The 14052-nt window shown below is 70.1% G+C and carries 11 protein-coding genes; 6 read left to right on the forward strand and 5 right to left on the reverse strand.

Going from position 1 to position 14052, the window contains the following annotated elements:
* Nucleotides 1-7: 7 nt before the first annotated feature.
* The 3 genes from MYK68_RS20590 to MYK68_RS20600 are packed head-to-tail and all read right to left on the reverse strand — an operon-like array spanning nucleotide 8 to nucleotide 3057.
* Nucleotides 8-421 carry a hypothetical protein gene (locus MYK68_RS20590; protein WP_247865580.1) on the reverse strand — a complete coding sequence of 138 codons (414 nt, stop codon included), beginning with the start codon at nucleotides 419-421 and terminating at the stop codon, nucleotides 8-10.
* Nucleotides 422-470: 49 nt separating this feature from the next.
* The gene (locus MYK68_RS20595) at nucleotides 471-1562 is read right to left on the reverse strand and encodes an aminotransferase class V-fold PLP-dependent enzyme (protein WP_247865581.1); all 1092 of its coding nucleotides are present in this window, start codon (nucleotides 1560-1562) and stop codon (nucleotides 471-473) included.
* Between the two features lie 10 nt (nucleotides 1563-1572).
* Entirely contained in the window at nucleotides 1573-3057 is a 1485-nt protein-coding gene (locus MYK68_RS20600) for a CCA tRNA nucleotidyltransferase (RefSeq protein ID WP_247865582.1), read from the reverse strand.
* A 92-nt stretch (nucleotides 3058-3149) separates the two neighbouring features.
* Here MYK68_RS20600 and MYK68_RS20605 point away from each other — a divergent pair, with 92 nt between their 5' ends.
* Genes MYK68_RS20605 through murJ form a run of 3 tightly spaced genes read left to right on the forward strand, consistent with a single transcriptional unit; the run spans nucleotide 3150 to nucleotide 10406 of the window.
* On the forward strand, nucleotides 3150-4166 hold the full coding sequence (locus tag MYK68_RS20605) for an NUDIX hydrolase (RefSeq protein ID WP_247865583.1): 1017 nt from the start codon (nucleotides 3150-3152) through the stop codon (nucleotides 4164-4166).
* Nucleotides 4167-4170: 4 nt separating this feature from the next.
* A complete protein-coding gene (locus MYK68_RS20610; protein WP_247865584.1) occupies nucleotides 4171-6636 on the forward strand; it encodes a DUF6049 family protein in 2466 nt (821 codons plus the stop codon).
* Nucleotides 6633-10406, forward strand: a complete 3774-nt coding sequence (gene murJ, locus MYK68_RS20615) for a murein biosynthesis integral membrane protein MurJ (protein ID WP_247865585.1) — start codon at nucleotides 6633-6635, stop codon at nucleotides 10404-10406. The genes MYK68_RS20610 and murJ overlap by 4 nt, the downstream gene beginning before the upstream one ends.
* 169 nt (nucleotides 10407-10575) lie before the next feature.
* Here murJ and MYK68_RS20620 read toward each other — a convergent pair whose 3' ends face one another.
* Nucleotides 10576-11499, reverse strand: a complete 924-nt coding sequence (locus tag MYK68_RS20620; protein WP_247865586.1) for a sterol desaturase family protein — start codon at nucleotides 11497-11499, stop codon at nucleotides 10576-10578.
* 105 nt (nucleotides 11500-11604) lie between these two features.
* On the opposite strand from MYK68_RS20620, the gene MYK68_RS20625 reads away from it, so the two are divergent.
* Nucleotides 11605-12297, forward strand: coding sequence for a TetR/AcrR family transcriptional regulator (locus tag MYK68_RS20625; RefSeq protein ID WP_247865587.1), 693 nt, complete (start codon nucleotides 11605-11607; stop codon nucleotides 12295-12297).
* Between the two features lie 5 nt (nucleotides 12298-12302).
* On the opposite strand, the gene MYK68_RS20630 is transcribed toward MYK68_RS20625, so the two are convergent.
* Nucleotides 12303-12623: a hypothetical protein gene (locus MYK68_RS20630; protein ID WP_247865588.1), complete on the reverse strand. Its 321-nt coding sequence runs from the start codon at nucleotides 12621-12623 to the stop codon at nucleotides 12303-12305.
* 114 nt (nucleotides 12624-12737) lie between these two features.
* Here MYK68_RS20630 and MYK68_RS20635 point away from each other — a divergent pair, with 114 nt between their 5' ends.
* Entirely contained in the window at nucleotides 12738-13016 is a 279-nt protein-coding gene (locus tag MYK68_RS20635) for an RsmA family anti-sigma factor (RefSeq protein WP_247865589.1), read from the forward strand.
* Nucleotides 13017-13097: 81 nt separating this feature from the next.
* On the forward strand, nucleotides 13098-14039 hold the full coding sequence (gene trxB, locus MYK68_RS20640; protein ID WP_247865590.1) for a thioredoxin-disulfide reductase: 942 nt from the start codon (nucleotides 13098-13100) through the stop codon (nucleotides 14037-14039).
* Nucleotides 14040-14052: the final 13 nt, after the last annotated feature.

The following is a 14052-nucleotide window of genomic DNA, read 5'->3' on the forward strand; positions in this document are numbered from 1 at the left end:
CGGACCACTATCTCGCGAGACGATCCGCGTAGCCGTCGCCGTCGGTGTCCTCCAGAATCTGATCCGCGACGCCGTCGCCGTCCAGGTCGATCTCCAGCCGACGCGGGCCCGGCGCCGGCGGGGGAGGCGGCTTGGGGCCGGAGCCCGGCGCGGGTGCGTCCGCGGGGCGTTCCCACAACCCGCGGCCGCCGTCGGTGAACGCCGTCTCTCCGGTGCCGTCGTCATCCAGGTCGAGCACCACGTGGTCGGCGATCCCATCGCCGTCGGCGTCCCACATCGCGTCGTCGGCGAGACCGTCACCGTCGAAGTCGAGCGCCACCGCGTCCAGCACGCCGTCGTGGTTCAGGTCGAGGTCGGCCGGGGAATGCCAGGTGGACAGCTCGCCGTCACCGGTGCCGAAGAAGTACTCGAGGGAGTCCATGAGTATTGGACGCACACCCGGCCCGCCGGGTTCCCCGACACGCCGGGCGTCAGTAACCCATGGTGCGGATGGCGGCGGCGAGGGCGTCGAGCTGGGACCGCCGCACGTCCAGGTGCGGGGAGACGCGCAGCACCGACTGGTCGTTCGCCAGGGGTGCACGCCAGGAATCGGCGCAGGTCACCAGGATTCCGGTCTCCTGCAGGGCACGCTTGGCGGTGAGCACGTCACTCGGCTGCCAGCCGGGCGGGGGAGCCAGGGTGACCAGGGCGGACGGCTCGTCGACCGGTTCGAGGACCTCCCACGACCCGATCCCGTTGAGCCGCTCCCGGGTGATCTGGCCGATCTCGGCGAGTTCGCGGAAGACCCGCTGCTGCCCGATCTCCTGCAGTTCGGCGACGGCCTGCCCCAGCCCGAGAGCGCCGGCGACGTAGGCCTCGGAGGAATCCACCTCCACCGCGCGCAACGCGTCGGCACGCACCGCGAGGAAACCGACGCCGCGCGGTCCGGTCAGCCACTTGCGGGCGGTCCCGTAGACGATGTCGGCGCCGGTCACGGTCGGCACATGACCGACGGCCTGCGCCATGTCGACCACCACCGGGACCCCGGCGTGGTGAGCCACCTCCACGATCTCCAGCACCGGCTGCACCACGCCGCTCGCCGAACCGATCATGCAGACGTGGATGAAGTCGGGCTGCTCGAACTGCAGCATGTTCTCCAGCGCATCGACGTCGACCCGGCCGTAGACGTCGGCCGACGGCATGGTCCGCACCGCGATGCCGCGGCGCTCGAACTCATCGAGATTCGGCCCGAATTCGTTGGTGGCCACCCAGACGGTCGACGCGATCGGCAGGTTCCAGCTGTTCAGCAGCGCGCGCAGGCAGGCGCGCGCACTGTCCCGGTAGCTCAGCTCGTCCGGCGTGTGCCCGACCAGCGAGGCCAGCGCCCGGCGGCCACGGGCCCGCGCCGACGCCTGCTCCTCGGCCGCGACATACGACCCGCGCTCCGCCTCCCGCCACAGATGTGCGGTGATGGTCTCGATCGCCGCGCGCGAGGCACGACCCGCCGACGCGGAGTCCAGGTGCGTGATCGTGGGCTCGATCCGCGCCGCATGCCACTGTTCCCCCAGGTCGCTGCAGTACATACTGCTCAATCTACCGCTGAGCCCACCACTGCAGTAGGGCCGCCTCGGCCTCCTCGCGGGACAGCGGACCGGAATCGAGCCGCAGCTCCTTCAGGTACTTCCACGCCTCGCCGACCAGCGGTCCGGGTTCCAGACCGAGCAACTGCATGATCGCGTTGCCGTCGAGGTCGGGGCGCACCCGGTTCAGGTCCTCGGCCGCCTGCAGCTCGGCGATCCGCTGCTCGAGGTGGTCGTAGGTCTCCTGCAACCGCTGCGCACGACGGCGGTTGCGGGTGGTGCAGTCCGCCCGGACCAGTTTGTGCAGGCGGTCGAGCAGCGGACCGGCGTCGGTCACGTAGCGCCGGACCGCCGAATCGGTCCATTTGCCCTCACCGTAGCCGTGGAACCGCAGGTGGAGGAACACCAGCTGGGAGACGTCGTCGACCATGGCCTTGGAGTACTTGAGCGCCCGCATCCGTTTGCGGACCATCTTGGCGCCGACCACCTCGTGGTGGTGGAAGCTGACGCCGCCGTTGTCCTCGTGCCGCCGGGTGGCCGGCTTGCCGATGTCGTGCAGCAGCGCCGCCCAGCGCAGCACCGGGTCCGGGTCGCCGGTCTCCAGGTCGATCGCCTGCTTCAGCACGGTGAGCGAATGCTGGTAGACGTCCTTGTGCTGGTGGTGCTCATCGATGGTGAGCTTCATGCCGGGCACCTCGGGGAGGATCCGGTCGGCGAGGCCGGTCTCCACGAGCAGGTCGATGGCCTCGATCGGGTACTCGCCGCAGATCAGCTTGTCCAGCTCCACCTGGATGCGCTCGGCGGTGATGCGCTCGATCTCGCCGGCCATCGCCGTCGTCGCCGCGAGTGTCCGCTCCGACAGCGAGAAGCCCAGTTGAGAGACGAATCGGATCCCGCGCAGCATGCGCAGCGGGTCGTCGTTGAACGAGTCCTCCGGCGCCGCCGGGGTGTCGATGACGCCGGCCAGCAGGTCGTCCATGCCGCCGAGCGGGTCGACGAACTCCTGTCCGCCGTCGGCCGCCAGCTTCACCGCCATCGCGTTGACCCGGAAGTCGCGGCGGATCAGGTCACCTTCCAGGGTGTCGCCGAAGGTGACCGTCGGATTGCGGCCGATCCGGTCGTACACGTCGGCGCGGAAGGTGGTGATCTCCACGGTGTGCCCGTGCCGGGCACCGCTGACCGTGCCGAAGGCGATCCCGGTGTCCCATACCGTGTCCGCCCAGTCGGCGAGGATCTCGGCGATCACCTCCGGCCGGGCGTCGGTGGTGAAGTCGAGGTCGCCGGCCAGCCGGCCGAGCACCGCGTCGCGCACGCTGCCGCCCACCAGGTACAGCTGATGGCCGCGGTCGGCGAATCGCCGCGCGAGCGGGGTGAGGACGTCGCCCAGGTCGCGAAGCGTGATCGCCGCCGCCGCGAGCAGACGGGCTCGTCGTTCCTCGCGGGCCGCATCCACCGGCGCGCCGGGCACGGCGCGCGAAGTGGATTCACTCTGTGTCATGACATGCCAGCCTACCGACGCTCGATGACCGGTCGCCGCGTCAGGCCATGCGCCTGAGCTAACGGCGGGTAACGAACGGATAGAGTCGTGGTGTGTCAGCTGAGTCCCCGGTGAGCCGACCGGACGTCGTGAACGACGGTCCGGCCGCTGGTGACCCGCAAACCCCCCGGCCACGCCGCAATCGTCGTGGCCGCCGCCGCGGACGTCGTCGCGGCAAGGGCGGCCAGCAGCAGAACACGGCCGCCGGCGCTTCCGCCGCGGCCGCCCCGGCGGAGCAGGCGGCTCCGCGGCCAAAACCCGGCCCGCCCGGTGCGCACCGCAGCGGCGCGGCGGCCACAGCCGACACCTGCCCCAAACCGTCCGACCTCGCCCCCCGGCGACACGCCCGCGACGAGGCCGGCACGCCGGCCGCCATGCCGCGCACCCAGCGTCGTCCGCACGGGAAGAACCAGGACGGCGGCAAGAACGACGCGGCGGGCGCGCGCCTGCGCACCGTGCGGGAGACGTCCGCGGGCGGTCTGGTCCTGACCAACCTCGACGAGCCCTTCGAGCAGCTCAAAGCCGTGCTCATCGGGCGCATCGACCGGCGCGGCCGGATGATGTGGTCGCTGCCCAAGGGGCATATCGAGACCGGGGAGACCGCCGAGCAGACCGCGATCCGCGAGATCGCCGAGGAGACCGGCGTGACCGGCGCCGTGGTGGCCCCGCTCGGGAAGATCGACTACTGGTTCGTCAGCGAGGGCCGTCGCATCCACAAGACGGTGCACCACTTCCTGCTGCGGTACACCGGGGGAGAGCTCTCCGATGCGGACTACGAAGTCAGTGCCGTGGCGTGGGTGCCGTTGACCGAATTGCCACGTCGTCTCACGTACTCTGACGAGCGACGACTCGCCCGGGCCGCCGAAGGTGTGATCGCCGAACTGTGCAGCGATCCCGCCCGACTCGCCCAGTCCGAGGCCGAGGCCAACCGGACCGAACCGAACGACTATGAGAAGGCCGCCGCCGCCCGCAACCAGCGCCGCAACGAGCCGCCGCAGGCGAAGCCGCGACGGCGACGTCGCCGACCGCGGCGATCGGGAGCGGGCAGTCGTACCGACGGTGCGAGCTGACCTGATGCGGCGGCCACTCCTCGTGCTCGCCGCGCTCGTCGGGACCGTGCTGCTGATCGCCCTGGTGACAGCGGTGCCGTCGGCCACCGGGCCGGCCCGCGCCGTCGAGCCCGAATACGCGGAGCTGGCGCTCACCGAACTGACCCCGTCGACCGTGACCAGTTCCAGCGGCTCGGTGGTGCACGTGCGCGGCCACCTCACCAACACCTTCGACCGGCCGCTCAGCGACCTGCGCATCCGGTTGCGGGTCGGCGGACAGGTGAAGACCGCGGTCGCGCTGCGCACCTCCCTGATGGGCGACACGCCGTTCCCCGTCACGACGCCGCCGCACCGGGTCAGCGAGCGGCTCGATCCCGGCCGCACCGCCGACTTCGACCTCGAGGTCCCGCTCAGCGGCGAGAACGGCCTGCACATCGACACCACCGGTGTGTTCCCGCTGCAGATCGACGCCGTCGGCGTCCCCGAGTCCGGCGGTGCGGTCCAGGTCGCCGTCTCCCGCACCCTGCTGCCGGTGCTGTCCCTGCCCGCCGATGCCGAACGCGCGGCCGGCTACCTCGATCCGGGCTACACCGGCACCGATACCCGCCTCGGCCAGGACGGCTCCCTCGCCCCGGACGACTCGTCGCCGGCCGCGCTGACCATGATCTGGCCTCTCGCCGACACCCCGCAGCTCGCCCCCGGCATCCTGGGCGGCAAGACCGAACCCGTCCGGCTGCTCAGCGACCGGCTCGCCGGCTCGCTCGCGCCGAACGGGCGGCTCGACGTCCAGCTCGCTGCCCTGGAACGACTCGCCTCCGACGGCGACGGCGACGACCGGGTCCGCACCAGCCTGTGCGTGGCGGTCGATCCCGATCTGCTGGTCACCGTGCACGCCATGACCCTCGGGTACGACGTCACCAAGGATCCGGACGATCCGCGCGGTGCCGTCACCCGTGGCACCGGCCGGGCCGCCGCCCGCGCCTGGCTGTCCCGGCTGAGTGCTGTCGCCCAGCATCTGTGCGTCACCGCGCTGCCGTTCGCGCAGGCCGGACTGGATTCGCTGCACACCATCGACGACGCCGGACTCACCTCGACCGCGCTCACCAGCGCGTCGGACGTCGTCGACAGCATCCTCGGGGTCACGTCGCTGCGCGGAGTGACCCTGCCCGCGACGGGCACCCTGACCGATTCCGGCCGGGCACTGCTCGACGACAACGGCATCCACACCGCGGCGATCGCGTCGTCGTCGGTGGAACCGCAGGTCCCGGCGCCGTCGGGCCGCTACCGCTCGGGGGCGGTCGCCCTGCAGACCTACGACGCGCCGATCACCGCGGCGCTGGGCGCCGCCGGAGACACCACGGTGGTGCCGTCGATCATGCCGGGCTGGCAGCAGCCGGATCTGAGTCACGAATCGCCGGTCAGCCGCCGGCAGACCGCCGTCGCCGCGCTGGCCTTCCCGATGCTGACCGTCCCGCACACCGAAGCGGGCGAGTCGGCGCCGGTCACCGGGCGCAGCGCGTTCATCATGCCGCCGACCTACTGGTCGCCGACCGCGGATGACGCGACGGCCCTGGTCGACGCCGTCGAGCTGCTCCTCGCCTCCGGCACCGCCCACGAGGAGTCGTTGCGCGATGTGGTCGGACAGCTCCCGGACGCCACAGGGCGCGCCCCGCTCGTCACCCCGGGTGATGTGGACCCCGTCGTCGCGCAGGGCTTCCCGATCTCGGCCGCCGACGCCGGCCAGGTCCGCGCGAATCTGGAACTCTCCTCGCAGCTTCAGGCGTCTCTGGTCGGCTCGCGCGACACGGTGACGACCCCCCAGGCCTACCTCGCACCGCTCGGCGAGGATGCGCTGCGCGCGGTCAGCGTCCCCGAGGCACAGACCCTCGACCAGGCGCGCGGCCTGCGGTCGACGCGGATCGGCGCGGTCGGCTCCACCCTGACCAGGATGCGGCAGTCGGTGGCACTGCTCGATCCGGGCGGCCGCTACACGCTCGCCTCCGAACGCAGCCCGCTGCTGCTGGTCGTCCGCAACGACCTCGCCCTGCCGATGCGCGTCCGGATGAACATCGACGCCCCGGCGGTACTGAACGTCGGCGACGTCGGAGTGCAGGAGATCCCGCCGATGGGGACCCGGCAGATCCAGATTCCGACGCACGCCTCCACCTCCGAGCGGGCCACGGTGAAGATCGCCCTGGTCACCTCGACCGGCGTCCCGCTGAACGAGCCGATCACGCTGTCGATCTTCTCGAACGCCTACGGCAAACCGCTCTTCTGGATCACCATCGGCGCGGGAATCGCCCTGGTGCTGCTCACCGCACGGCGGCTGTGGCACCGCTTCCGCGGCGAACCCGACCCCGCCGACGAGGATCGGCCGGAACCGGACGCCGACGAGTTACGGCTCGCCGCGACCCCGTACGAGGAGCGTCTGGAAGTGGCCCGCGAAGAGCACGTCGAACCACCCCAACCGCCGGACCGGGAGGACTCATGAGTTCACGCCGCGAACGCCCGGACGCACCGGACTCCCCGGTGCCCCCGCGCGCGCATCCGGTGCGGTACGAGCCGCATCCGGGCAAGCACGAGGGCTCGGGCGCACGTCCGGCCGCACCCGGTCGCCGGCCCGAGACCGCGGTGCCGCACCTGCTCGCGAGTACGGAGATGGCCGACGAGAACGAGGTCGCCGCCACCGGGAACGACGACTCCGATGCATCGGTGATGAGGACCGGCGGCTCGATCGCCATCGCCACGCTGGCCTCCCGGATCACCGGCTTCATCCGGACGGTCCTGGTGTTGGCCATGCTGGGCGGTATCGCCTCGGCATTCCAAGCCGCCTACGTGCTGCCCAACATGATCGCCGAGGTGGTCCTCGGCGCCGTGCTGACCGCGATCGTCATCCCCGTCCTCGTTCGCGCCGAAGCCGAGGACGACGACCACGGTGAAGGCTTCATCAACCGCATCTTCACCCTGACACTGATCGTGCTGGGCGTCGCGACGGTCATCGCCCTGATCGCCGCCCCGCTGCTCACGACGCTCAACGTGGGCGACGGCAGCAAAGTCGACCGCTCGCTGACCACCGCGCTCGCGTATCTGCTGCTCCCCGAGATCCTGTTCTACGGATTGTCGGCGCTCTTCATGGCGATTCTCAACATGAAGAACGTGTTCAAACCCGGTGCGTGGGCACCGGTGCTGAACAACATCGTGCAGATCGTGACGCTGGTGCTCTACTACCTGATGCCCGGCAGGATCACCGCCAACCCGCTGCAGATGAGCGACCCGAAACTCCTGGTCCTGGGCATCGGCACCACCGTCGGCGTCATCGTCCAGGCCGCGATCCTCCTGCCCTATCTGCGCAAGGTCGGGGTCAGACTCCGGCTGCGGTGGGGGATCGACGCCCGGTTGCGCCGCTTCGGCAACATGGCCGTCGCCATCGTCGCTTACGTATTCGTCCTGCAGATCGGCCTGGTGATCACCTACCGGATCGCGGCCGCCGCCACCGAGACCGGTATCGCCGTCTACGCCACGCAATGGCAGCTGCTGCAGTTGCCGTACGGCGTGCTCGGTGTGACGATCCTGACCGCGATCATGCCGCGGCTGTCCCGGAACGCAGCCGCCGACGACACCCCGGCCGTGGTGGACGACATGTCGCTCGCCACCCGGCTGACCATGCTCGCTCTCGTCCCGACCGTGGTCTACATGACCTTCTTCGGCCCAGCGCTGGGTGTCGCGATCTTCAACTTCGGCAGCTTCACCTCGTCCGATGCCTCCCAGCTCGGATCGACGCTCGCATGGGGCGCGTTCACGCTGATTCCCTATGCGATGACGCTGGTCCAGCTCCGGGTGTTCTACGCCCGCGAGGATGCGTGGACGCCGACGCTCATGGTGGTCGGCATCACGATCGTCAAGGTGGCGTCGTCGTATCTGGGACCGGTGCTGTTCGACGACCCGCAACTGGTGGTCCGCTGGCTCGCCCTGTCCAACGGGCTCGGCTATCTGGTCGGCGCGGTCGTCGGCCACTATCTGCTGTACAAGCGGCTCGGCAACGCCCGGATGACCCATGTCATGCGCACCTCGTGGCTCACCTTCGGCGTCTCCCTGGTGGTCACCGGGGCGGTCTGGGCCGTCACGCATCTGACGCACTTGAATCGGATGTCGCTGCACGCGGGCAAGATCGGCTCGATCGCGTACCTGGCCCTGACCGGCGTGGTGGTGCTCGGCGTGATCTACCTGTTCCTGGTGGCCCTGCGCATCCCGGACATGGTGACGATCAGCGATTCGGTGATGCGCTTGGTCGGCCGCTTCATTCCGGCGCTGGCACCGGCGCCGCGGTCCGCCGCGGGTGACACCGATGCCGCCACCATGACCGTCCAGTTCCCGCGGGTCAGCGGCGACGAAGGCCTCCCGTACTCTGGTCAGGTAGAGGTCCGACGACGCTTCGATCGCGGTTCGGCCAGCTGGCAGGAATACGCCGTGACCAGCGGTGGAGCCGCCGGGGAGACCGCCGTGCTGCCGCGCATCGGCGCCGATCCGCTGCCCCCCGGCCGCGGTGGCCGCACCGACCGGAGTCGCGGTGCCGAGGGCGGGTATCTGCCGTCGCAGATGCCGACTCGCACCGTCCACCAGAAACCGCCCGCGGACGCCGCGGCCGAACCAGCACAGCCCCGAACAGGACAGCCCCCGATGACGCAGACCCCACCGGCGAGCACCCCGCCCCGCGGCCCGCGCCTGGTTCCCGGGGCCGCCATCGCCGGCGGCCGGTACCGGCTGCTCGAGCCGCACGGCGGAACGCGGGGACTGCAGTTCTGGCGCGCGAAGGACACCCAGCTCGACCGCGAGGTGGGCCTCACCTTCGTCGACCCGGAGCAGCAGGCACCGCCCTATCGCCCGGAGGATCGGGACACCGACCCGGACGGGCCGCAGGCCATCCTCAACCGGACGCGCCGGCTGGGCCAGCTGCACACCGCGGGCATCGCGCGGGTGCTCGACGTGGTGCGTGGCGCCTCCGGCGGCATCGTCGTCACAGAATGGGTGCCCGGTTCATCGTTGGCCGAGGTCGCCGACAGCGGCCCATCGGCCACCGGTGCCGCCCGAGCGGTGCGTGCTCTCGCCGCGGCCGCCGAGGCCGCCCACCGGGCCGGCGCGGCGCTGTCGATCGACCATCCGGACCGCATCCGGGTGAGCCTCGACGGCGACGCCGTCCTCGCCTTCCCGGCCGTGCTCGCCGACGACGACCGCGCCTCCGATGTCCGCGGCCTGGGCGCGGTGCTCTACGCCCTGCTGCTGGACCGGTGGCCGCTCGACGGCGCCACCGGGCACACCGTGACCACCGCGCAGGCCCAGGAGGGGCCGGTCGGCGGCCTCACCGCGGCGGCGCCCGACGTCGAACGCAAAGGGCAGCCGATCGCGCCGGTCAAGGTGAAGCCGGAGATCCCGTTCGAGATCTCCGCGGTCGCCGCGCGGGCCCTGGAAGGCGGTTCGGCGATCCGGACCGCCGGGACCGTCCAGCACATCCTGGATCAGGCCACCGTCGTCGACCTCGCCACCGACGTGCTGCCGCGCATCGCCGACGACTCGCCGCCGATCTCGGTGGCACCGCTAAGCCGCACGCGTAAGGAGCGGCTGCTCGGCGAGGGCGACGCGGGCAAACGCAACGGCGCGCTGCTCATCGGGACCGGGGTCTTCCTGCTCTTCCTGGTGATCGCCCTGGTGCTGTGGCTCGCCGACCCCTTCGCGTCCAACGACAACAACGACGTCGACAGCTTCGTCGGAGACCGGTCGGCGAGCACCTCGGCGCCGGCGGCGCCCGCCGCCACCACTCCGGTGACCGCCAAAGCCGTGACGGTCTTCGATCCGGGACCGACGGTCGACGACACGGCCGCCCTGAACGCCGGGCACGTCCTCACCGACACCCAGCCGCCCTGGCAGACCTCACAGTGGCAGAGTGCGAACTTCGGTAACGCCAAAGACGGCGTCGGCCTGATGTTCCGCTTCGCCAAGGGTGCCAAGATCAGTTCCGTGACGCTCAAGACCCCGACCGTCGGCGCGCAGTTCAAGGTGGAGATCCGGACCGCCCGCTCGGTGAAGCCGTCGTTCGGCGAGACCTCGGTGGTCGGCGCCGGCACGGTCACCAAGAAGACCACTGTCATCGGCCTCGACAGCCCGGCGAGCACCGAGTACTTGCTGATCTGGATCACCTCGCTGCCGAAGAGTTCCTCCGGCTACTACCAGGCGATCATGGACCAGGTGTCGTTCGCGGGCCCCTGACCACATAGCCGGCTGAGCCCTTCGACTTCGCTCAGGAACCACCGATCGAGCCTCGTGCTGAGCATGCGTGGCGGAGCCTGCGACGACACGCGGACGAAGTTCCCGCAAGGGCGAGATCGAGTCCGAGCCCCAGCCCAGTACCGAGGACCCGGCTTCCACACGACGAGGCTTACGCCGCCGTCTGCTCCTGATCCGCGGTCACCGCGGCCCGCTCGGCGAGGACCGCCGCCGGAGCCCAGCCGGGCGGACCGAAGACGTAGCCGAGCTTGTCGCGGAAGCGGGGCGCCGAGGCGACGTCGCGCCCGAGGTTCACGTACTCGTGCGTCTGGAGCTTCCAGATGTTGTAGGTACCGACCGGCTTGGTCAGCCCGTAGTGGGGCCGGAACAGCTCGGGCTGGAAGCTGCCGAACAGGCGGTCCCAGACGATGAACGTGCCGCCGTAGTTCTTGTCCAGGTACTCCGGATCGCTGCCGTGGTGCACGCGGTGGTGCGACGGCGTGTTCATCACGAACTCGAACGGGCGCCACATCTTGTCGATCCGCTCGGTGTGGATCCAGAACTGGTAGATCAGATTCAGCGAATAGCAGGCGAACACGACCGCCGGCGGCACCCCGAGGAAGACCAGCGGAGCCCAGAGGATCATCGCCATCGAGTTGTTCCACTTCTGGCGCAGCGCGGTCGCGAAATTGAAGTACTCGCTGGAGTGGTGCGCCTGGTGCGTCGCCCAGATGAGCCGCACGCGATGAGCCACCCGGTGTTCCCAGTAGAAGAGGAAGTCGAGGCCGACGAAGCCGATCACCCAGGTGTACCAGGCGGTGATCGGCAAGTGCCACGGCGCGACGTACGCGAAGATCGCCGCATAGGCGAAGAGCGCGATGAACTTGCTCAGCGCCGAGGTGCCGATCGAGACGACACCCATCCAGAGCGATGCCCGGGTGTCCTTGCCGTAGTACGAGCCCTTCGGCGGACGACCCTCGTCGTCGTGATCCTCGAGTCTGGCCGCGGCGAAGAACTCCAGACCGAGCATCAGCACGAAGAACGGAATGGCGAGCACGGTGGGCTCGCGCATGGCGGCGGGGAGGAAGTCGAGCATGGCAGGCCTTGTCGCGGAGGATCGTCGTTCTTCTGACACTATATCGTGTCAGATAGCGCGAGGTCCAGAGTTCATACCGAATTCAGTCCACGTAGCATGAGTCCGATGGCACAGGGCAAAGAGCGGGTCTACGGGGGAGTGAGCGCGCAGCAGCGCCGCGAGCAGCGCCACGCCGCCCTGATCGACGCGGGGCTGGAGTTGTTCGGCACTCTCGGCTATCCGAATGTCCCGGTGAAGATGATCTGCGACGAGGCCGGACTGACGCAGCGCTACTTCTACGAGTCGTTCACCGACCGGGAGGCGCTGCTGAACGCCGTCTACCGGTCATGCTTCGAGGATCTGCGCGACGCGGCCGCCACGGCCGCGCTCGAATACCTCACCGAGGTGCCCGACGTGGTCGCGGAGGGCGCCGTCCCCGAGGAGCACATCCGCCCGCTCGCCCGGGCCGCCTTCGGCGCACTGCTGAGCACGCTGACCACCGATCGACGGCGAGCCCGCGTGATCCTGATCGAGGTGGTCGGCGTGAGCCCGGCACTCGAACAGCTCCGCATCGGTGCGATCCACCAGTGGGCCGAGCTGATCATCGGCTTCGGCGCGCCCGGATCGTCGGACCCGATGCACCGCCTCGCCGCGATCGGCCTGGTCGGCGCCATCACCCAGCTGCTGGTCGACTGGCAGATGGCCCAGGTCTCGCCGATCAGCCCCGACGCCGGGCCGGAGCTGTTCACGGTCGACGCCATCCACGACGTGATCACCGAGATGCTGGTCGGCACCTACGAGCACGTCTTCCGCAGCTAGCGCGGTCAGTTCTTCGACAGCCGGGCGGCGATGGTGGCGACCGCGTCATCGAGGTCGTCGACGACGAACTGCCACTGCGAGCCGTCGGACATGGTGAGACACAGCATCTCCAGTTTCCGGGAGAACCGGCCGCCCCGGCCGGGGGCGGTGCCCACCGCACTGAGATACCGGCAGGCCACCGAGAAGCGGATGCCGTCGACGCGGGCGGCCAGACCCTTCGGCTCGAAGACGACATGGGTCTTGGTCAGCTGCAGCTCACCGCCGGCCAGACCGCGGCCCACCGGCCGTCGCGCCTTCCAGGTCCGCAGCGGCGCCTCGTCGTTCATCTCGTTCTCCATTCCGCCGGGCGATCGACTCGCACGGAACCGATCGCCGGCCCCGTGCGTCTAAGTATTGTGGGTCAAGACGACACGGGATCGGGACAGGTGCGCAACAGGCAGATGAACTCGACCGATCCACCCGTCCCCGGATCACTCCCGGAACCTCCCTTCACCGGCGAACTGCTCGCCGAGTACGACGCCGGAGCACTGCCCCCGGAGCTCACCGCGCACATCACCGCACGGCTCGGCGACGACCCCGGCGCACGCCGGATCCTCGACGCCCTGGCCCTGACCCGGGCCGACCTCGCCCGTGCGCGGGTGGAGCCCGTCGATGTTCCGCCCGCGGTCGACGAACGACTGCGGAACCTGCTTCGGGGCCTCGGGAACACCAGCCCCTAGGCTGGTGTTGAACGCTGACGTACCCCCGTTGCCACCCCGGCGCGGCCACGTCCCATCCGAGCCCGCTCCACGGAGGAATAGATGACCGAGACCGACAGCACGATCCACGACCTGATCATCGTGGGTTCCGGCCCGGCCGGCTACACCGCGGCGATCTACGCCGCCCGTGCCGAGCTCAAGCCGCTGGTCTTCGAGGGTGTCGCCTTCGGCGGGGCGCTGATGACGACCACCGAGGTGGAGAACTTCCCCGGCTTCCGCAGCGGTATCCAGGGTCCGGATCTGATGGACGAGATGCGCGAGCAGGCGCTGCGCTTCGGCGCCGATCTGCGCACCGAAGAGGTCGACGAGCTCCGGCTCGACGGCGAGATCAAGGAGGTCGAGGTCGGCGGTGAGGTCTACCGGGCCCGCGCCGTGATCCTCGCGATGGGTGCCGCCGCCCGCTACCTGAACGTGCCCGGGGAACAGGAATACCTCGGCCGCGGCGTCTCCGCCTGCGCGACGTGCGACGGCTTCTTCTTCCGGGACCAGGACATCGTCGTGATCGGCGGTGGCGACTCGGCGATGGAGGAGGCCACCTTCCTCACCAAGTTCGCCCGCAAGGTGACCTTGATCCACCGGCGCGACGAGTTCCGCGCGTCCAAGATCATGCTGGAGCGCGCCCGCGCCAACGAGAAGATCGAGTTCCTCACCAACGCCACCGTCAGCGAGGTCCACGGCGACCAGGGTGTCAGCGAACTGGTCGTGACCGACACCCGCACCGGCGAGACCACGATCCTCGCGGCCACCGGCATGTTCGTCGCGATCGGCCACGATCCGCGCAGCGAACTGGTCCGCGGCCAGGTCACCCTGGACGACGACGGCTATGTGCAGGTCCAGGGTCGCAGCACCTACACCGATGTCGACGGCGTCTTCGCCTGCGGTGATCTCGTCGACCACACCTACCGTCAGGCGATCACCGCCGCCGGCAGCGGCTGCAGCGCCGCCATCGACGCCGAACGCTGGCTGGCGGCCCGCGAATCCTGATCCGACTCCACCC

This window comes from Gordonia sp. PP30, assembly GCF_023100845.1.
In the GTDB taxonomy this organism is placed as follows: domain Bacteria; phylum Actinomycetota; class Actinomycetes; order Mycobacteriales; family Mycobacteriaceae; genus Gordonia.

Excerpts from the sequence above, each read along its gene's own strand:
- MYK68_RS20610 (WP_247865584.1), top strand. The coding sequence starts at position 4,171 with ATGCGGCGGCCACTCCTCGTGCTCGCCGCGCTCGTCGGGACCGTGCTG.
- MYK68_RS20630 (WP_247865588.1), bottom strand. The coding sequence starts at position 12,623 with ATGAACGACGAGGCGCCGCTGCGGACCTGGAAGGCGCGACGGCCGGTG.
- MYK68_RS20595 (WP_247865581.1), bottom strand. The coding sequence starts at position 1,562 with ATGTACTGCAGCGACCTGGGGGAACAGTGGCATGCGGCGCGGATCGAG.
- MYK68_RS20590 (WP_247865580.1), bottom strand. The coding sequence starts at position 421 with ATGGACTCCCTCGAGTACTTCTTCGGCACCGGTGACGGCGAGCTGTCC.
- trxB (WP_247865590.1), top strand. The coding sequence starts at position 13,098 with ATGACCGAGACCGACAGCACGATCCACGACCTGATCATCGTGGGTTCC.
- MYK68_RS20625 (WP_247865587.1), top strand. The coding sequence starts at position 11,605 with ATGGCACAGGGCAAAGAGCGGGTCTACGGGGGAGTGAGCGCGCAGCAG.
- MYK68_RS20620 (WP_247865586.1), bottom strand. The coding sequence starts at position 11,499 with ATGCTCGACTTCCTCCCCGCCGCCATGCGCGAGCCCACCGTGCTCGCC.
- MYK68_RS20635 (WP_247865589.1), top strand. The coding sequence starts at position 12,738 with ATGAACTCGACCGATCCACCCGTCCCCGGATCACTCCCGGAACCTCCC.
- MYK68_RS20600 (WP_247865582.1), bottom strand. The coding sequence starts at position 3,057 with ATGACACAGAGTGAATCCACTTCGCGCGCCGTGCCCGGCGCGCCGGTG.
- murJ (WP_247865585.1), top strand. The coding sequence starts at position 6,633 with ATGAGTTCACGCCGCGAACGCCCGGACGCACCGGACTCCCCGGTGCCC.